The organism is Schleiferilactobacillus harbinensis DSM 16991 (assembly GCF_000425885.1).
Taxonomy (GTDB): domain Bacteria; phylum Bacillota; class Bacilli; order Lactobacillales; family Lactobacillaceae; genus Schleiferilactobacillus; species Schleiferilactobacillus harbinensis.
On record NZ_AUEH01000050.1, the window covers coordinates 1 to 19,467 of the forward strand.

17 protein-coding genes are annotated in these 19,467 nt (G+C 54.0%); 12 read left to right on the forward strand and 5 right to left on the reverse strand.

Annotation, left to right across the window (positions count from 1 at the left end; genetic code table 11):
- Positions 1-603 precede the first annotated feature (603 nt).
- Both H627_RS0112870 and nagB read right to left on the reverse strand, forming a co-directional pair.
- Positions 604-1,545 (reverse strand): aldo/keto reductase, encoded by a 942-nt coding sequence (locus H627_RS0112870; protein ID WP_027829279.1) that lies wholly within the window; start codon positions 1,543-1,545, stop codon positions 604-606.
- Between the two features lie 83 nt (positions 1,546-1,628).
- Positions 1,629-2,336, reverse strand: a complete 708-nt coding sequence (nagB, locus tag H627_RS0112875) for a glucosamine-6-phosphate deaminase (protein ID WP_027829280.1) — start codon at positions 2,334-2,336, stop codon at positions 1,629-1,631.
- Positions 2,337-2,576: 240 nt separating this feature from the next.
- Between nagB and H627_RS0112880 the strand changes: the two genes are divergently transcribed.
- The 5 genes from H627_RS0112880 to H627_RS19445 all read left to right on the forward strand — a co-directional run bounded on the left by H627_RS0112880 (position 2,577) and on the right by H627_RS19445 (position 7,706).
- Positions 2,577-4,538 (forward strand): coiled-coil domain-containing protein, encoded by a 1,962-nt coding sequence (locus tag H627_RS0112880; protein ID WP_027829281.1) that lies wholly within the window; start codon positions 2,577-2,579, stop codon positions 4,536-4,538.
- 8 nt (positions 4,539-4,546) lie between these two features.
- Entirely contained in the window at positions 4,547-5,350 is an 804-nt protein-coding gene (locus H627_RS0112885; RefSeq protein WP_162143240.1) for a glycosyltransferase, read from the forward strand.
- 30 nt (positions 5,351-5,380) lie between these two features.
- Positions 5,381-5,773, forward strand: a complete 393-nt coding sequence (locus tag H627_RS0112890) for a hypothetical protein (RefSeq protein ID WP_027829283.1) — start codon at positions 5,381-5,383, stop codon at positions 5,771-5,773.
- A gap of 77 nt (positions 5,774-5,850) precedes the next feature.
- Entirely contained in the window at positions 5,851-6,174 is a 324-nt protein-coding gene (locus H627_RS0112895; protein ID WP_027829284.1) for a hypothetical protein, read from the forward strand.
- A gap of 32 nt (positions 6,175-6,206) precedes the next feature.
- Complete coding sequence (locus H627_RS19445) at positions 6,207-7,706, forward strand: TPM domain-containing protein (RefSeq protein ID WP_152319409.1); 1,500 nt, start codon at positions 6,207-6,209, stop codon at positions 7,704-7,706.
- Between the two features lie 498 nt (positions 7,707-8,204).
- Here H627_RS19445 and H627_RS0112905 read toward each other — a convergent pair whose 3' ends face one another.
- Positions 8,205-9,056 (reverse strand): MurR/RpiR family transcriptional regulator, encoded by an 852-nt coding sequence (locus tag H627_RS0112905; RefSeq protein WP_027829285.1) that lies wholly within the window; start codon positions 9,054-9,056, stop codon positions 8,205-8,207.
- A gap of 143 nt (positions 9,057-9,199) precedes the next feature.
- On the opposite strand from H627_RS0112905, the gene gnd reads away from it, so the two are divergent.
- From gnd to H627_RS0112925, 4 genes are all read left to right on the forward strand, one after another.
- Complete coding sequence (gnd, locus tag H627_RS0112910) at positions 9,200-10,096, forward strand: phosphogluconate dehydrogenase (NAD(+)-dependent, decarboxylating) (RefSeq protein WP_027829286.1); 897 nt, start codon at positions 9,200-9,202, stop codon at positions 10,094-10,096.
- Positions 10,097-10,117: 21 nt separating this feature from the next.
- Positions 10,118-11,683: a gluconokinase gene (gene gntK / locus H627_RS0112915; RefSeq protein ID WP_027829287.1), complete on the forward strand. Its 1,566-nt coding sequence runs from the start codon at positions 10,118-10,120 to the stop codon at positions 11,681-11,683.
- Positions 11,684-11,718: 35 nt separating this feature from the next.
- The gene (locus H627_RS0112920) at positions 11,719-13,071 is read left to right on the forward strand and encodes a gluconate:H+ symporter (protein WP_027829288.1); all 1,353 of its coding nucleotides are present in this window, start codon (positions 11,719-11,721) and stop codon (positions 13,069-13,071) included.
- A gap of 94 nt (positions 13,072-13,165) precedes the next feature.
- The gene (locus H627_RS0112925; RefSeq protein ID WP_027829289.1) at positions 13,166-14,764 is read left to right on the forward strand and encodes an ATP-binding cassette domain-containing protein; all 1,599 of its coding nucleotides are present in this window, start codon (positions 13,166-13,168) and stop codon (positions 14,762-14,764) included.
- 128 nt (positions 14,765-14,892) lie between these two features.
- On the opposite strand, the gene H627_RS0112930 is transcribed toward H627_RS0112925, so the two are convergent.
- Positions 14,893-15,225: a hypothetical protein gene (locus tag H627_RS0112930; RefSeq protein ID WP_027829290.1), complete on the reverse strand. Its 333-nt coding sequence runs from the start codon at positions 15,223-15,225 to the stop codon at positions 14,893-14,895.
- A gap of 282 nt (positions 15,226-15,507) precedes the next feature.
- On the opposite strand from H627_RS0112930, the gene H627_RS0112935 reads away from it, so the two are divergent.
- On the forward strand, positions 15,508-16,155 hold the full coding sequence (locus tag H627_RS0112935) for a DUF6198 family protein (RefSeq protein WP_027829291.1): 648 nt from the start codon (positions 15,508-15,510) through the stop codon (positions 16,153-16,155).
- A 72-nt stretch (positions 16,156-16,227) separates the two neighbouring features.
- Here the strand turns inward: H627_RS0112935 and H627_RS19450 are convergent, their stop codons facing one another.
- Positions 16,228-16,818, reverse strand: a complete 591-nt coding sequence (locus tag H627_RS19450; protein WP_051225434.1) for an SLAP domain-containing protein — start codon at positions 16,816-16,818, stop codon at positions 16,228-16,230.
- 211 nt (positions 16,819-17,029) lie between these two features.
- Between H627_RS19450 and H627_RS19455 the strand changes: the two genes are divergently transcribed.
- Both H627_RS19455 and H627_RS0112950 read left to right on the forward strand, forming a co-directional pair.
- A complete protein-coding gene (locus H627_RS19455) occupies positions 17,030-17,932 on the forward strand; it encodes an Rgg/GadR/MutR family transcriptional regulator (RefSeq protein ID WP_027829292.1) in 903 nt (300 codons plus the stop codon).
- 252 nt (positions 17,933-18,184) lie between these two features.
- Positions 18,185-19,069 (forward strand): Rgg family transcriptional regulator, encoded by an 885-nt coding sequence (locus H627_RS0112950; protein ID WP_027829293.1) that lies wholly within the window; start codon positions 18,185-18,187, stop codon positions 19,067-19,069.
- Positions 19,070-19,467 lie beyond the last annotated feature (398 nt).

The window sequence follows — 19,467 nt, forward strand, 5'->3', positions numbered from 1 at the left end:
AATGAAGTCATGCCAGACATTGCAGTAACGCAAGCACTGGCATGGCTTCTGAAGGCACTATCCACACTGGGAGCCACTTTAGTGGGCACGGCAGAGGAAGTAATAAATAACATCGTTGACCATTTTGTCAGTTTTCTTCCGAAGAATCTTGTCGACCTATTGGGAATCTGACAAAAACAAGATCATTCCCGCCGCCATCTCACAATTACCAAGGCATCAGTGCACTTTCGGGCTTTCAAGTTTCAGTCATTAACCCAAAAGCTTCCAACGGCTTCGTTCGAATCAGGTACAGTCTTCTTTTCATCCTTAATGATCACCTTCCCAAGGAGAATAGTCCTAGCCAGCCTTGTGTGCGGACAAATTATTTGCAAACTTCAGACCTGTTTTCGTGGAAGTCCCTCCTTAGATTAGCAACAGCTAAGGTTCTGCACCAGAAATGTTTCTGTTTCCTAATTATTATGGCCTATTCTACCCGTCCGGTTATTTTTAGTAAACCCCTTATCAGTATCCTGATAATATCCAAAAAAACGCACTAACAGCACTGCTTTTCAGCAACTCCGTTAGTGCGTTCGACCATTGCAAAGAAAAATCTTGGTGGCTTTTCTAAGCCTTAAACGTCTCATCAATCAATTGATACTCATCCGCACTCAACCGCAAATCCAACGCCTTAGCATTCTCCACGACCTGCTCCGGCTTGCGCGCGCCCGGAATCACGACGCTGATATTCGGGTTAGCCATGTACCACGCCAAGAAGACATCGGCGACAGAGACATTGTGCCGGTCGGCAATCGGCCGGATCTTCTCCACTGCGGCGACATTCTGGTAGAAGCGATCGCCGCTGAAGTTCGCGGAATCATGGTCGTATTGCCAGTCACCTTCGCCAAAGGCCTTGGCGTCTTTATACTTGCCGGTTAACAAGCCCAGCGCCAGCGGTTCATACGGGACAAAGGAAATGTCGTTGGCTTTCAAGTAAGCAAAATCACCCTGTTCCGCGTCGCGGTGGATCAGGCTGTACTTGCCTTCGACAATATCCACGTAGTTATCCTGGTTAGCCTCCTTGATCTGGTCCAGGGAGAAATTAGACACCCCGATGGCCCGAATCTTGCCGGCTTCCTTGGCTTTTTCCAACGCCCCAACGGCTTCGTACTTCGGGGTATCTTTGTCTGGAAAATGGATATAGAAAACATCAATGTAATCAGTCCGTAACCGCAGCAGCGCATCATCCACCGCCTTCGTCAAAAACTGGGGCTGATTATTCGGTTTCAACTCTTGGTGCGGATCCTGGGCGGCCTTCGTCGCCAGCACGATCTGGTGGCGGTCATAGTCCTTGATCACGTTGCCGATGATCTCTTCGGACCGGCCCAGCCCGTACATAAAGGCCGTATCCAGCATTTGAATGCCGTTATCCAGCGCCGCCCGGACGACTTCCGCCCCCTGTTCATCGATCAAATTCGGGAACAAGTTGTGGCCGCCGACCTTATTGGTGCCTAAGCCTAGCGGTGTGGACACAACGTCACTCTTGCCAATCTTCACTGTTTTTGCCATATGTAATCACCTCACCGTTCATTATCCTCGCCTTGTCAAACGCAAAAAAAAGAGGCCGCAGCCCCTTTTCTCAAATTAATCGGTTACTTGCTCAGCTTGCTGGCGGCCGCTTCGTCCACAATGATCGTGACATTGTTGTGGTTTTGCAGAGCGCTGGCCGGTACATGATTGGTGACGGGGCCCTCGACCATCTTCTGGATAGCATCGGCCTTATTTTCACCATACGCCATTAACAGAATGTGCTTGGCTGTCATGATGGAGCCGATCCCCATGGAATAGGCGAAGCGCGGTACGTCCTCTTCGTTTTCGAAGAACCGGGCGTTGGCGTCGATCGTGGATTGCGTCAGCGGCACCTTGTGCGTCTTGCCGGTCAGCGGAGAGCCGGGTTCGTTGAAACCGATGTGGCCGTTACGACCGATCCCCAGAATCTGCAAGTCAATGGGGTTGGCGGCAATGATGTCGTCATAGCGTTGTGTTTCTGCATCTGCATCCGTCGCCAAGCCGTCCGGCACATAGCTGGTCGCAAACGGCTTCTTATTAAATAGGTGCTGTTGCATGAAGTAGTGATAAGATTGCGGATTATCCGGGGCCAAGCCAACGTATTCATCCAAGTTGATGGAAGTCTTATCCGAGAAATCCAGATCCGAAGCAGTCAATGCCTCGTACAACGTGATCGGTGTGGAGCCCGTGGCTAAGCCAAAGACCTTGGCGTTGTCCGCCAATGCTTCCTTAAAGATGTTGAAGGCTTTTTGGCCGCCTTCTTGTGCGTCCTTCACCGTAATAATATTCATCAATAATGCCCCTTTTCAAAAAAATGTAGTCGTTTTAATCGTCCTTACTGGTCTAGTCCAATTTTAACACGTTCATCGACTGTGTCAATCAGTTGACCCGAAAACGGCTTCATTTTTTTAAAAACATCTGCCAAAGCAGTCCGGCCAGCCAAATCAGAATTGCAAAAGAAGTTTACCAATTTCTGTCTATCTCTTGTACAATGTAGGGGAGACTATCGTCGTGTGCACGGGGGGCTAATCATGAGATTATTCAAAAGCAAGGACAAGACAGAACAATCGGCGCTGACCACACTGCTCAGCGTTAATAAACAAGAACCGGACCAGCCGGATCCAGCACAGCCGGAATCCGCCGCGGCGCCGGCGAGTGCAGTGCCAGAAACCGTCACGGCCGCCGCAACGGCGGCAGCACCGGCACCCGCGCCAACGCCCGCCGCTGATCTGCCGGCTGCCATTGATCGGCTGAAGGGCCAGCTCAAGGGGCTGGCGACGCAGTACCAAGGGTTGCGTCAGGAACTCCAGACCAAGATGTTTGCCCAGCGGGACGTGATCAAACAGACCCTGCGGGAGGTCAGCGCCCGGGAAAAGCGGATCACCGTCCAACTGGCGGATATTGCTCAGCAGCAAAAGGACTTGCAAGCCCAGGATGACGCGGCCCTGCACAGTCAGCTCACGGACTTGGCCCAGGCCAAAGCCGCGCTGCAAAAACAGATCACGAACCTGGAGCAGCAGGTGACGACGCTGCAAAAGAGCGTTGACGACAATGATCAAGCGATCAAGGACAACGCCGCGGCCCAGCAGAAGAACCGGGCCGACAATGCCAAATTAGCGGCCGAGATCAAGGGTGAAGCCGATCTGGTGGCCGTCGTCCAGATCATTGAGAAAAATAAGGACGAGGTATTTGCGCTGCACACCCAGGCGGAGACTCTCACCAAAGAAGCCGCCCAGCTGCAAGAAAAGGGTACCCGGTTGCAGGATGAGCTGGCCAACACCCAGGACGGTTTGACTGCGGCAAACCGCAAGTCCACCGAAAACGACCAGCAGACCCGGCAGATCGAGCAAAAGCTGGACCAAGCCAAGCGCGATCGGCACGCCCAATTGAATACCCTCCAGACCCAGGAAAAAGCGGCCAAACAGCAGCCTCAAACGATCGTGGCTCAGTTTGAGGCGCGTCAACGGGATCTCGCCGCGATTCAAGACGATATTCAGCATATTTTTAACACAGACCACTTGATCCGGCTCTTCCAGCTCCACGACAACCACCAATACGGCGTCCTGGCCTCTGATTTCGGTGCTGCCCAGGAACAGGACATGGTGGCAATTTTCCAATATCTGGAAGCACACCTGAAGCATCCGGCCATTTTGATCAGCTACGGCTATGACCCCGACTTAGCCGACCACATTCAAACTTGGGCCGCCAAGCACGACCTGCACACCCCGACGGTCTACAATCTCTTCACCGAATTGCAAAAGAGTGCTCCGAATACCGCCCAGCAAATGACCATTCCGGACAATGACCATTGGCGCTCCGTCTGGTCTGACGGCCGCCGTACCCGGGATATTTACGATCATGACCAGCACTTGATGCACGTGACTTATCGGGACGCGGACCACATCAACCAGATCGACTATTACTCCGAAGAGCATCTGTCCAAACGCTCGGAATTCAACGAACACGGCCAGTTGTCCCGCACCACCACTTTTGCCAAGGATGGTACCATGCAGCAGGTGGACTACTACCGGATCGAAGGCACCCTGGTCCTTTCCTTCCATTATGTGGATGAAAAAGTCGACAATATTCAAATGTTCGATACCAACGGCTTACTGTATACCGTCTTCAACAGTACCCACGATCTGGCCTACTGGTGGCTGGCGGCCTTCTGGAAGCAGCATCCGGAATTGTTCGTCATCGGTGATCCCAGCGATCCGATCTTTACTCGCCTGGCCGCTGATTACGCCGATCAGGAACTGCCCTACTTCAGCCAAATCACGACTAAACCGGCGCCGGTGAAAAAGGCGCTGCAAGACACCCCGTGGACCCAATTATTGGTCGCCACCATGGCGGATCAGCAGGCCTTGGGTAAGATCACCAACCGGGACCTGTCGGTGGATTATATTGCCACTGGCGCGGCGGATACTTTGCCGGAGGCGCTGACCCTGGCCGCACCGGCCCAAACTAAGGCGGCCGCCCAAGCGAACGAATGAGTTTGCTGGTGATCGTTTTTACCATTTTCTGGAGCATCGCCATTGCTGGGATGCTCATGAACGTGGTGCTGCTCGCCCTGCGGGTGCCCCCGCGGCCCCAAGGTCCGGCAGCGGCCCGGCCCCAGGATATTTTCTTACTGATGCCCATGCACGATGAAGAGGCCATTGTTCAGGCCGCGGTGGAACGCTTCACCCGCCTGCAATGGTCCTTGGCATACGGTCGGCTGCACCTGGTGGTGGTGGAAGACGGCAGCGCGGACAGCACCAACGACTTGCTGACGCAGGCGGCCAAGCGTCATCCCAATATCCACGTCCTGTACCGCCGGCCGGATGTCGGCGGCCGGGGCAAGGGCCGCGCGCTGAACACCGCATTGGCCTACATCCGCCATCATGCACTCCACGATCCGGCCCGCACTGTGGTCGGCGTCCTGGACGCCGATGGCGAGATCAGCGCCGCCGACTTGCAGCAAGTGGCCGACTATTTTGCTGGCGATCCGGCCATCGCCATGGTTCAAACCGGCGTCGCGGTGCTGGGCACAGACCACTGGCTGGCCCGGGTCCAGGATTTTGAGTTTTCCGTGCTCAATGCCCTGACCCAGAATCTGCGCAGTCATTTGGGCGATGTGGCCGGCAGCGGCAACGGCCAGTTCTTCCGGTTGACCGCCTTGGCCCGGATCCAGTGGGGCACGACCCTGCTGGAGGATTTTGAGATTTCGACCCGCCTGCTCCTCGCCGGTTACCCCACGGCCTATTTAATGACCGCCCGAGTGCGCCAAGAACCCACGCTCACCCTGCGCACTTACTTCCGCTAGCGGGTCCGCTGGGCTACCGGCGGCCTGCAAGTGGCGAAGCTGTTCAGCCGGGAGGTCTGGCACAGCCAGCAGCTGCGGCTCAGCAGCAAGTTAGAAATGCACTGGTTCATGGCCTTGCCCCTCACCGGGCTGCTGCTTCTGGCTGGCAGTCTGTTCACCGCCGGCTGGCAGTTGCTGGCCTGGTGGCAGACCGGCCGGCCGAACTGGGCCATCGTGGTGATTTTAGCGCTGATGCTGCTGGAATATCTTTTCTACATCGGCCTCTATGCCCGGATGACCCAGGGCGGCTGGCGGGCCGCCTGGGGTTTATTTTGGTCCTTGCCCGTCGCCGCGGCCCTGGCCCTGCCCATCACCATTCAGGCCCTCGGCCATTACCTGCGCCGGGATGACCACTGGATGAAAACCACCCATGGCGTCTTATAACCCGTAAGCTGAGCACTGAACGCGTTATTTTGGTAGAATGTAGGCATTCCCATTCCCGGTAGAAAGAAGACGATTGAATGACTGTATTCGATATGCTGAAAATGATTCAAATTGATCACCAGCCCCTGACCTCCCCCGTGGTCGTGATGACCGATCCCACGGGCAAACCCAACGCGGTCCTGACCGACCTGCTCCACGATGTCTTGAACAAAATGGAGCTGTTTGTCGATTTGGGCGACGCCCCCGATGCCGACGCGGTGATCGAGGATCTCCACAACTTCACCCCGTTGCGGGAGGACGTACTGGACGAATACCGCAAGATCCTCACCCAACCGGTGAGCGGCTTGAATATTGCCCGGCGCAAGCAGTTAGTCGAGATCATCTATGACGAATTTGTCTGATTCGCGGGCAAAGAAAGGACGGTGTGCAGACCATGCATGACCATCATTTTGCCAGACGCTGGCTGGGCCGGCTGCTCCTCCTGATCGCCGCCCTGCTGCTGGTCGGCTTGGCCGCCCAAACAGCGGCCCCGGCCCGCGCGGCTGATGAGATCTACGTTGAAGATAACGCCGGTGTGTTGAGCACCAAAACCAAGGATTACATTAACGATATTTCAAATAACCAATTGAGCAAGCTCAAGGGCAAGCCGCAATATGCCGTCATCACGGAGAAACACATTCCCAGCGGCAGCGATATAGAGGAGCAAGGGGCTGAATTATTCCAGAAATGGGGCATCGGCCACAAGGGCTGGGACAACGGTCTGCTCTTCCTGATCGCCGTCGACGATCACAAGTACCACTTGGAAGTCGGCTACGGCCTGGAACCGGTGATCACCGACAGTATCAAAGAAGACATCATCACTAACGATGTCACCCAGGATCTGAAGAATCAGGACTACGACGCGGCGATCACCAAGATCAGCGAACGGCTAACCCGCAAGCTGCAATCCGCGACCTTGGACACACCGCTCCAAATCACCGAACGGCGCCAGCAGGATGCCGCTAAGAAACGCTTCTGGTCCACCTTTTGGCTGATTCTAGGTGCTCTGGCGGTCCTGTTGATCCTTTTGGGTATTCTGTGGTACATGGTCAAGGCCTGGCGTCGGCGCCGGCATTTCTTGGCCCTGACCAAGAACCGGTACAATAACGTCTTGGCCCCTTACTTCCATGGCGTAGATACCTGGCACGCGGTGAAGAGTGCGGGCTTGGACCCCCGGGCCGACGATGATGAAATGCTGGAATACGCGGATCAAAACGTTGTCTTGAATTATCTGAACATTGCCCGGCCCGGCCGCACCCCAGCGACCGGCCAACCGCTGGATTATGACGACATCATCAGCGATATGGATCTGGCCCCGCTGATTCCCCACTTCACCATGGCCAATTTGTTGACGGCGATGCAGGAACATCTCGCCCAGCGAGAACAGCAGCGGGCCAGCAACCAGCATATGATTGCCCAGGCAGTGAGCCAATACATGGGCGCCCACCCTGAGCTGCAAGTCTCGATCGCCGCGGTGGTTACCGCCGTCAGCGACGCAGTCGATTTGGATAAACCCAGCGACGTGGTCGCCCGGCGCCTTACCGCTGTCATCAAAGACCAAGCGGTGCGGCTGAACGTGCGCCAGCGGTTCCAGCAATTGGCCGAAGACCATCCTGAGAAGGTCCCGGATCGCGCCGTTTTCCTGGATCACTTGAACGATTTATCCGGCAGTAATCTGGATCGGCTGAACCGGGCTAACGATATGGAGTTTTACGCCATTTTAGCCCTGTTAATGGCAGGAAATGATCACCACCATGACGATTCTGGTCCCTTTGGCGGTTTCTGGGGCGGCGGTTCCTCCGGCGGAGGCGGCGGCTCTAGTGACGGCGGCAGTTTCGGCGGTGGCTTCGGCGGCGGTTCCTCTGGGGGCGGCGGATTCTCCGGCGGCTGGTAGTCTTTCCCACATTGTCGCCAAAATTTGTAATTTGTGAGTGGGATTTTGAAGTTTAAAAACACGAATTACTTGTTACTATATAGTTGTTCCGAGGAGCAATTTATCCCAAATCCTCCCAAACCCCTAGCCTCGTGGTAGCCCCACTACTGCGAGGCCCTTTTTTCAAAAAATGTCTCGCGGCCGCCGTAGAAACCACACACACTCTCCACAAAGCAGCGGCGGCCGCCCTACCTAGCGCTGCGCCGGCCCAGTCCGGGCCAATCTAGAATCAACAAAAGAAGCACTGCCTCCCCCATGGAAGCAGTGCTTCTTTGCGTGTCGAAAGGTGCGGCACCGCGATCAAGCCCCCAGCCTGGACGTGGGCCAAATCCTTGTGATTATCTTCCCATTGCCAAGCATAACACCCTGTTCTTGAATTTCACAAGAGCCAAAGCCCTTCATTTTCACGTTTCCATCACAAGGGTTATTGAAATTGACATCGGGTGAGCAAAGGCGTATTTAGGGCGTCGGCCGCCGGGTGGCATCAATGACGCCGCGCACTTCTTGGAATAAGGGGGCGGTCTGACTGCCGGTGCGGATAGCACTGATCATAAACAGTGTATCCATCAGGGTCATTTCTGCAATCAGAGCATGCAGCGCCTCGGGCCGGTACTTGGATTCTTCCGCCACCGCCACCAGCACCACCTGGGCCATCTTGGCCAGCTGACTGTGGGGCGCGCCGGTGATCACGATCAAGGGTACCTGATGATCCTGGGCAATTTGGGCCAGCGCAATCGCGTCCCGGTCTTCCCCGGAATGGGAGATCACCACCGCGGCATCCGTTGGCTGCAAGTGGGTCATGCTCATCAGCTGCATATGATAATCCGTGGCGTAAAACACCGCCATCGCCGTGCGCAGAAACTTATGGTAGCCATCCAAGGCGACGATATTGCTGGCCCCCAAACCGTACAAGCCGATGTGCGCGGCGTGAATCAGCAGATCGACCGCCGCCGTCAGCGCCCCCGCATCCAGATTGGCACTGGTCGCTTGCAGGGCATCCACGTTGGCCGCAAAAATCTTGCGGGCCATGGCCGGCACATCGTCCGTCGGCGCGAATTCCTGGAACAGCGGCTGTTCCGCGCCCGCCGGCGCTTGGGCCAAAGCTAAACGCAGGGCTTGAAAGTTATCGTAACCCAGCGCCTTGGCAAACCGAGAAATCGTCGCCGTGGACACGCCGGTTTGCGCCGCCAATTGCGAGATCGATAGCTGGCTGGCCGCGCTCTGATGGGCCAGCAAATAATCCGCCAGCCGTTTCTCTTGACCGCTCAACCGCGGCTTATAGGTCTTCAACTGCAAGGCAAAATGCTGCATCATCGCTCCCACCTCTCAGCGCGATTATAGCATAACGAGACGTCTTTTAAAATAATTTACAAGCCTGGCACTTGATTTATGGAAATATTTTGCATATACTAGCCCCAGCAGTTAAGAAAACGCTTCGAGGAGGAAACTTAATCATGGATATTGGCATGATCGGCTTAGGAAAAATGGGAATGAATCTGGTCCAGAATATGCGGGATCACGACATTGACGTCGTCGCCTACGATTTGAACGCAGCGGCCCGCACCACCGTCACGGAATACGGCGCCAGAGCGGCAGCTTCACTGAAAGACTTGGTGGCTGCTCTGGCCCCGCCGCGCACGATCTGGGTCATGGTCCCCGCCGGTACCCCTACGGAACAAACGATCAGCACTCTGGCGGAATTGCTCAACCCGGACGACATCGTCATTGATGGGGGCAATTCGTACTATCAAGATTCCCGGCGCCGGGCGGCGGCATTGACCGCCCAGGGCATTCATTTCTTTGATGCCGGCACCTCCGGCGGCATGGCCGGTGCCCGGCAAAACGGCAACTTCATGATCGGCGGCGAAGCGGACGTCTTCCCCCGCATCGCGCCGCTGTTTCAAGCCATCGCGGAAACCGACGGCTACCTCTACACCGGCCCGGCCGGCAGCGGTCATTTTCTCAAAATGGTCCACAACGGTATTGAATACGGCATGATGCAAGCCATCGGCGAAGGCTTCGAGGTCCTGGCGAAGAGCGGCTACGATTATGACAACGCCGCTGTCACCAAGATGTGGAACCATGGCTCCGTGATCCGCAGCTGGCTGATGGAATTAGCGCAAAACGCCTTCAGCACCGATCCGGAACTCAGCGCCATCAAGGGTGTGATGCATTCTTCCGGCGAAGGGGCCTGGACGGTGGAAGAAGCCATCCGCCTGCACGTCCCGACCCCCGCGATCAGCGCCGCCCTCATGGCCCGCTACCGCTCGGAAGAACCCGACGCCATGACCGGCAAGGTCGTCGCCGCATTGCGCAACCAATTCGGCGGCCACGCGGTGGACCCGCAGTAGGATAGGAAGGAGCCTTCATTTATGGCAACATATCTCATCGGTGTCGATCTCGGCACCACCAGCACCAAAGTCGTTCTTTTCAATACCCAGGGTCAGGTCGTGACCAGCGTCAATAATCCCTATCCGCTGTATCAGGACACCCCGGACATGGCCGAGGAAGACCCGGAAGAAATCTTCGACGCCACGATCGCCGGCCTCACCGCCGTCATCCGCCGCGGCCACGTGCAGCCCGGAGAACTGGCTGGCGTGTCTTTCTCCGCCGCCATGCACAGTTTGATCTTGATGGACGCCAACGACAAACCGCTGACCCGGGTGATCACCTGGGCCGATAATCGGGCCGCCAAGTACGCGACGGAATTGAAAGAAAACGGGCTGGGCATGCAGCTGTTCAAAAATACCGGTGTGCCCACCCACCCCATGTCCCCAATGGTGAAATTGCTGTGGCTGAATGCCGAACACCCGGATTTGATCCAGCAAACGACCCACTTTATCGGCATCAAGGACTATATCCTGCACCGCTTATATGGCCGCTATGTCCAAGATTACTCCCTGGCTAACGCCACTGGCCTATTCAATATCCACACGATGGATTGGGACGACCAGGCCCTGGCCGTGACCCATGTATCCCGGGACCAATTGCCGGAACTGGTGGATACCACTTATCAGCTCACCGGCATGAAGGCCGCCTATGCCGATGTCATCGGCATCGACCCGGCTACCCCATTCATTCTGGGCGCCAGCGACGGGACACTGAGCAACCTGGGGGTCAACGCGATTGATCCCGGGGTCTTAGCCGTTACTATCGGCACCTCCGGCGCAGTCCGGGTCGTCACCAATAAACCCGTGGTCGATCCCCAGGGTCGGCTGTTCACTTATTACCTCGCCCCCGGCCGCTGGGTCGTTGGCGGTCCGGTGAACAACGGCGGGATCGTCTTCCGCTGGGTGCGGGATCAGCTTTTTGCCCCGGAAAAACTCACCGCCGAACAGATGGATATTGATTCCTATGAACTGCTGACGACCATTGCGTCGAAGATCCCTGCCGGCGCCGACGGGCTGCTGTTCCACCCTTACCTGGGCGGCGAACGGGCACCGATCTGGGATGCCAACGCCCGCGGCAGCTTCTTTGGCCTCACCCGCCAGCACACCCGCGCCCATATGGTCCGCGCCGCGCTGGAAGGGATCGTCTATAACCTGTACATGGTGATGCTGATGATCGAGGGGATCACCGGCAAGCCCAAGGCCATCCAAGCCACCGGCGGCTTCGCCCGCAGTGCGTTGTGGCGGCAAATGCTGGCCGATATCTTTGAACAAGACGTCAATATTCCAGAAAGTTTCGAAAGCTCCGCCCTGGGCGCGGCGGTCATCGCCATGAAGAGTCTGGGGATGATCGATGACCTCAGTGCCGTGAAGGACATGGTGGGCGTGACCCATACCCACCAGCCCAATCCGGCTGTCTTCCCAGTCTACCGGCAGCTGCTGCCGATCTGGATCCGGCTGACCCGAGAATTGAGCACAGAATACGCGGCTATTGCCGACTTCCAACGGGCCCATCCCGACCCGAATGCCCACATCGCGGCAGAGGATTAACACCTTTCTAATATCACCATAAGGAGTGAAGCCACATGGAATTATTGGTCTTAGTATTGGGTATTGCCTTACTGCTCCTATTAATTATCAAGTTTAAAATGAACACCTACGTGGCCCTGATCATCACCGCCGTGGCCGTCGCCCTGGGGTTGGGCATGCCGCCGGCGAAGATCGCCACCAGTATCCAAAACGGGATCGGCGGTCAACTGGGGGAGTTGGCCCTGGTCTTCGGCTTCGGCGCGATGCTCGGCCGACTGGTCGCCGATGCGGGCGGGGCGTACCGGATCGCCCATACGCTGATCAACGCCTTCGGTAAGAAGCGGATCCAAATCGCCGTTGTGCTGGCTTCCTTCATCATCGGCATTGCCCTCTTCTTCGAAGTCGGCATTGTCCTCTTGATCCCGATCATCTTTGCCATCGCGGCCGAGGCCGGCGTGCCGATTCTCGCGTTGGGGATCCCCATGGCCGCGGCCCTGTCCGTGACCCACGGCTTCCTGCCGCCCCACCCGGCCCCGACCGCCATTGCCACGGCGTTGAACGCCCCGGCCGGGATGGTCCTGGCCTACGGCATTATCGTGGCGATCCCCGCCGTTTATATTGCCGGGCCGCTGTTCTCCCGCTTTGCGAAGAAAATCGTCCCGGACGCCTTCGAACGCCGGGGCAACCTGTCTGCTCTGGGACCGCAGAAAGAATTTAACTTGGCGGACACGCCGAGTTTCGGCCTATCCACGCTGACTTCCCTCTTCCCCGTCATTTTGATGGCCGTGGCGACGATCTATCAAATGGTCGTCCACGGCGGGGTGGCCCCGAAGAACCCGGGGACGCTGGATAATATCATCGCCTTCATCGGGTCGCCGAGTATCGCCATGCTGATTTCTCTGCTCTTTGCGATGTGGGCTATGGGCTGGCACCGCAAGATCGCCTCCAAGCAGATCATGAACACCTTGGAAGAAGCCGTTAAATCCATCGCTATGCTGCTGCTGGTCATCGGCGGCGGCGGGGCCTTCAAACAAGTCCTGATCGACGGCGGCGTCGGCGATTCCGTGAAGAACCTCTTCATGGGAACCAATATCTCGCCCTTGATCCTCGGCTGGCTGATTGCCGTCGTCCTGCGGATCGCCCTGGGCTCCGCGACCGTCGCGGCTATGACCGCCTCGGGCCTGGTCCTGCCCTTGATGCAAAGTGCCGGCGTGAACCCAGCCCTGATGGTCCTAGCCATCGGCGCCGGTTCCCTATCCGCCAGCCACGTGAACGATGCCGGGTTCTGGATGTTCCGGGAATACTTTGATTTGACCATTAAACAGACCTTGCTGACGTGGACGTTGTTGGAAACGATTATTTCGGTGGTTGGCTTGGGCGGTGTATTGCTGCTCAGTTTAGTGGTATAGTTAGAGAATACAGAGTGTAGAATGATAAACGGCTCTGCAGACACTGCAGGGTCGTTTTTTTTTCACACCAGAAGCTTATCTAGGGGGCCTCGATTTGATTATCTGGAAATATGGTAAGCGAAATCAATTACTGCTTTATGTACTGGCTTGTATTTCAGGCAGTATTGCTAACGTTGGGTTGGCCTGGACAGTGACGCGCTTCATGGCTGCCGCGACCCATCGGAGTTTGAGCCAATTTACCCATAGTGCAATTATTGGCCTTGGAATCTTTATATTACTAGGTGTCTTCTCTTGGCTTATAGCGATTCTAAAAGCAGCGATTACTGAATCCACCAATGTCGCTATTAAATCGGTCATGATCAAGTACATGGTTGATAAACAACCGCTCACGCGGGATAGTGGTCAGCAAATTTCTTTCATGACAAACGATTTGAAGATGTTGGAAACCAACGGGGTGACGAGTGAATTAACAATTATTGAGCAGGGTGTCACTTTCCTCGGCGCGATTGTTGGTTCGCTTTACTTTGACTGGGTGCTGACCTTAGCCTTTCTTGTTGGCAATATGATGCCTGTATTAGCCACCACAGTCATGCAAAAACGGGTTAAAGGCGCCTCTAAGCAATGGTCGAAAATCAACGCTTCTTGGACTGGACAGCTAAAGGACTTCTTATCTGGACTCGACACCGCCCGGGCTTATCAAGCTAATGACGCTGTCAAACAGCGAACAAATTCACTCGCCCAATCATTGGAAAAAAGCCTTTTCCACTTAAACTTCACCATTGGCACGTCACAATCGTTGGCCTTGCTGGTAGCCTTGATCTTTGCGATGCTGCTCCCCTTTGGCATTGGTGTTTACCGCATTATTCTCGGATGGTCTTCTATCGCAAAGTTTATGGGCGTTATGCAGCTATCAAATGATATCAGTAATCCCTTATTGCGCTCCGTCAATGCGTACACCCAATGGGGGGCTGCTAAGCCTATTCTGGCCAAGATTACCCATGCCCAGCAAGTTGATCAGCAACCAGCGTCAACCGGTCTTCCTGCTCCTCAGGACGCCCCTTTGACGGTCCACGATGCTGGCGTTGCTTTTGATCACAAACTAGTCTTCAACCATCTCAACGTTACCATCCAGCCCGGTGAAAAGGTTTTGATCATGGCGCCTTCCGGTTATGGTAAATCAACTTTTTTGCGGGTTCTAGAAGGTGAAATTCCTTTAGTCCATGGCAGTTATCAACTGGGGCAGACCGCAGCAACTAAGATTGACAAGACGGCATTGCGCAAACAATTCAGCTTAGTGAAGCAAGATCCTTTTCTTTTTAATGATACTTTAAAGTACAACATCACTTTGGGCCATCACTTTGCTTTGAATCAAATTCAAAGCGCTGTAAAGAAAGCCGGTTTAACTGATCTGGTTGAAGATAAAGGGTTGGATTATCAAATTGTTGAAAACGGAAAAAATCTATCCGGCGGTCAGATTCAGCGTATTGAGATTGCCCGGGCTTTACTCTACAATCGTCCATTCTTGCTCGCTGATGAGGCAACTTCAGCATTGGACGATAAACTTGCCGCCCAAGTCCATCAAGAGTTTTTACACAGTTCGAACACCCTGATTGAAGTCGCCCATCAGGTCCCTGAGCAGTTACAGCGCCAATATGACCGGGTAGTGCATCTGGATCAATTAAGCCAAGCTTAAACACAAACCACCAAAACAATCAACACGCTCGATGACTACCAACTGGTGTGTGGTCATCAAACGTGTTGATTGTTTTTTCTGTTAGCTGGGCTTAAGCGCGTATATCCCTGCTTGCTATTTATACATCTTTAGCGCCGTGCTTGCTCTTGATATCCAGACTGAATTTTTGCCTCTAATACTCGGACGTCGCGGCTCCGAATACGGAAACGAATTGCGATGATCCGCTGCGGGTCTTTCGCAGCCGCCTCGTGGGTCATTTGGAACGGCGTGCCATAGAAGCCTAAGCAGGCCGATACACGTTCAAGCGCTAGAAAGGACTGGATAGAGATGCCCGTCTCCGCATCATTTTGCACGATAATCGTCAAAAACAAAGGCACACCAGTATCGTAAGAAATATAGTCCGCTACAGATGCCATATCGGCCATTTCTTTAATCAGTTGCTCGATGCCTTTGAAATTCATTATGATCACCGCCTGCAATTTACTATGCCCGCTAGTCTGAAAACAAGGTCATCATGTCATACCAAGCCAGTCATCTGCATCTGACGCTGGGCATTGCACGTGACAATACTATCCATTTGGCTCGTCTCCTTGACCTGTCGATCAGCAGAACACAGGCGGCGGAAAAATCAAAATGCTGATATTCGGCTTGTATTATTTCTCCACTCCCGAGATAATGGTAACCGGTCGCGAAAGGAGGCGGTGAATATCAAAAATACATTACCAGAACGCTGGACTGGCTTGATCACGGGGCTATTACTGAATGCCATGGGCCAGGGCTTGTGTATTGTCGGCGCTATGGGCAGCGGGATTTGGACCGCCGCGGCGGTCAACCTGAGTGCCTGGCAGGGCTGGAACATCGGTATCGTGCTTTTTGTCAGCGGCGTGTTCAGTGCCGCCACGAATCAAGTCCTGATTCGGCATATTGATGTCCCGCGCTTCGTTGCTGAAGTCATCTACGCCATGTTCTACGGCTATTTCGTCAACATTTTCACCTGGCTGTTCACCATTCTGGGGATAGGCAGTTGGCCGCTGCTCGCCCGGACACTTGTCTCCTGTTTTGGTGTCATGACCTTTGGCATCGCCATTTCGTTGTATCAACGAGCCAACATTATCATGCACCCCAATGATGACACCAGCAACATTCTCCGTTTCCGCTACTTGCACGGCAACGCCACTGCGTCACAGTTAGTGGATTTCATCCCGCCCATTATCGTCACAGCCATCGCTTGGGCGTTCTCCGGCAAGCTGCTGGGAATTAATGTGGCAACTGCCTTTTCGATGCTCTTTAACGGCGTGATCATTGCTTGGTCAGACGAGCATGTTTGGCCGCATTTGCGGCATAATTTTAAAATGACACCGCAACACACCGCCCTGGCAGGTAAAAAATAGACCGCTACCGGTGTTTTCCACGCACCAGTGACGGTCTTGGTTTCTATTCGGTCGGTACTGTACTCAGTCTCGCTATTTAGTGTAACGGGCTTGGATCCACTGATGGCCGCCTAAGTCGTACCACAGTTCACCGTTATTCAAAGTGCCCACGACCCGCCAAGCAGTGCCGTGTTTAAGCATCTTGCCCGGCACGCGGGTGCCGTTGTTCGGCGATGTCCAAACGGCGATGCTATAGCCAGGCACGTAGTTGATCGTCGCTACCTTGCTGGTCGCAATTTCCGTGGTGCTGTTTGGTGCACCGTACACATGGGCATACGGCGCGGCAATCCATTGGTTGCCGCCCAAGTCATACCAATCAGTCCCGTTGACCTTGGTCGTCCGTACGGTCTTCCACTTCGTACCGGTCATCAGCAACTTGCCAGGGATCGTATGACCCCCAACCGGTGCCGTCCAGACAGCCACGCCATAGCCCGGCACATAATTGATGTCGATGGTGGCACTTAATGGTGTCGCTTGATATTGTTGGTACCAGGGCTGTTCCTTAGTCGGATTCACCACGCCCGTGCTGGTACTGCTGACCGCTAATGCCGGCGCGGCTGGCGCAACAAGGGCTAAGCCCAGAACCGCTCCTGCGATAGTCAGTGTTCTTGCAATTTTTCCCATAATTGACCTCCTAATTCTTCACGCGGTTATCCAGTTAAACTGGCTTACCCGCTCCAACGATCCGCATCATTGAATTTGCCGGCACTGTAACGGGTCTGCGCCATAGAAGCCCATTACACTACTGGCAACTGTCTTGCCGAACGGTTCTGCTTTGCGGTAAACTGGTTGCTAATTGTCGTCTCACGCCCGCGCATCCCCATTGGAGGTTTTCATGTCATCCATTCCCGCTCCCGCATCCGCATCACTCGGCAGTACCTTTCGCACGCTGCGTCAATCGCGCGGCCTGTCCATGAACCAAGTCGCCCGCGATATCATTTCTACGTCAGGTTTAGGTAAATTCGAACGGGGCGAGGGGTCCATTGGCCTTGAAAAGTTTTTACCGATGCTGGATAGAATGAATATCACCATGGCTGAATTTATGTATCACGTCAATCACTATCAATGGACGCCTTTCATTCGCTTATTCGATCAATTGACAAAGGGCGTCACCCAATCTGACATAACTGAGCTCAAACGGCTGCAAGAGGAAGAACGTGCCGCAATTATTGAACCAAATAGTCCGTTGGATCAGCACTGGCTGAATAGTATTGCGGCAGAGTGTGCTGTCGGCTTAGTTGACGATGACCAGCCGCCACTGGCCGCAAACGTCACAGCAGTCATGGACTATTTACTGGGCATCACTAACTGGATGCAATATGATTTGTACCTGGCTGGCTTTGTTGCCTATTTCGCCGGCCCCGATGTGTTGGGATATGTAGCGGACACCATCTTCGCTAAAGTGATGAAATACAAAGACGTTATGGCCAATGATGAAAAAACCACCGAAATCGTGTTGAACGTTTTGGCCATCTTTCTCAGCATCAATCGCCTAGATGAAGCCAGTGATTTGATTCAGCGTATCGAACACACGCCGGGTACCCGTCACCTTACAGATCATACATTTCACTTTGAAAACTTGAAGGCCGTTTACCAATATTTGCTCGGCAACGTTGATGAGGCTAACGACTCCTTCCGGTGGATCATTGCGAGTATGCAGCGGCTGCATCTCACACCTGAGATCAGATTTATCGAACAGCAGCGCGAAAGACTTGTTGGGAAGCTTACCAGTCTTTGATTATCCATCATTACTGATTGCCGTAATTGATTTTAACAGTATCCAGTCAGCGTGAAGCATTTGGCAACTATTGTGTATTCGCCCAGATCCACCGATTGAGCCAGTTTCCCGGTTTTTGCTTTGCTCCAGCAACAGTGACGACCAGCAACTATAGTTCAATTTAATTAACGGTTTGTTTACTTACATAGTTGTTGAAACCATCTCCACTCTTTATTTCAGAAAATTTTTCTAGTCATCACAAGGAGGACTTTTATGGCACTCGATTCACGGTATGGAATTGTTGTTCGCGAGATGCGGCAAGACCGAAATCTCACAATAAATTATGTTGCTTCCGGCATCATGTCCGTCTCTGGGCTTTCCCGGTTTGAACGCGGCGAAGTGATGACCACCCTGGAAAACTTAGTGAAACTGTTGAATCGCATGAACATCAACATGACTGAGTATCTGTACCGGGTCAATCGCCACCTATGGACACCGTCCATCGTTTTCTTCAGAGAACTCACCAACGCCTTGCGGGCTGGTAACAGTGCCAGAATTAAAGAATTGGCTCAGTCTGAGAAAGAAAAAATTGTAGCTGCTGATGATCCTAATGATCAGTATCGGTTAAACACCGTCGTTGCCGCGGCTGCTCTGGCTATTTTGGATGGTCCCGATCCGTCCTCTGATGACATCAAGCTAGTTACTGACTATCTATTTAATACGGAAGACTGGTTACAGTATGAGCTCCATCTCGTCGGCTTTATTCTCACCTATTTGGATGCGAAGCAATTGATGCGGATATCCCAATCCATATTCCGGCGCGCTTCAGAATACCTGAAGATGGTAGATAATGCTCAAAGCGCGGCGGAGGTCGAGCTCAACATCCTGGCTCTTTTGCTGCACAAGCGATTGCTCGACGAGGCAGAAATTCTTATCCGCCGTCTTGACGAGAGCCGGCTGACAACGCGTATCTCCTCGGAGCTGTTTAACTTTTCCAGTTTAGTGGCGGTGTACCACCAACTCCGGCAGAGCAATCCCAGCATCACGGATGCTAACAAAGAATTTGCGGCTGATGATGCTGTGATGCGATCACACAACCTCGTTGGCGACGCGGATGGGCTGAAACACCAGCGAGAAATAATCATAGCGGGCGACTAGCATTTTAACTCCCTTCTGAAACTTGAAAGCTGGAAATCACGTTAAACATGCGTGGTTCCTGGCTTTTTTGGCAAAAAAATAAGCGCAGACGGGGCGGTGCCCCGTCAAGTGGACAGCTCAAATATTAAAAGGTCGTTCTCGTGTTGTTCCCCAATTAGGGGCGAATTAGTTACTGATTTTGGCAGTCCGCAGGGGCTGCCATTTTTGATCCAAGAACTTTCCTAATCAAATGGTCCTTCTGGAATAGTTGGATACCGATTTAGTGCCATCTCATACGTTCCCATAGAGATGCGCTTGGCCTTGGCTATCACATTTTCTGTGTAGATTTGGAACCTTGTGCGGGTCGGCGTTACAACAAATACAAGGTCGACAATCGAATCGCTTTCTTCGTCGTAAAG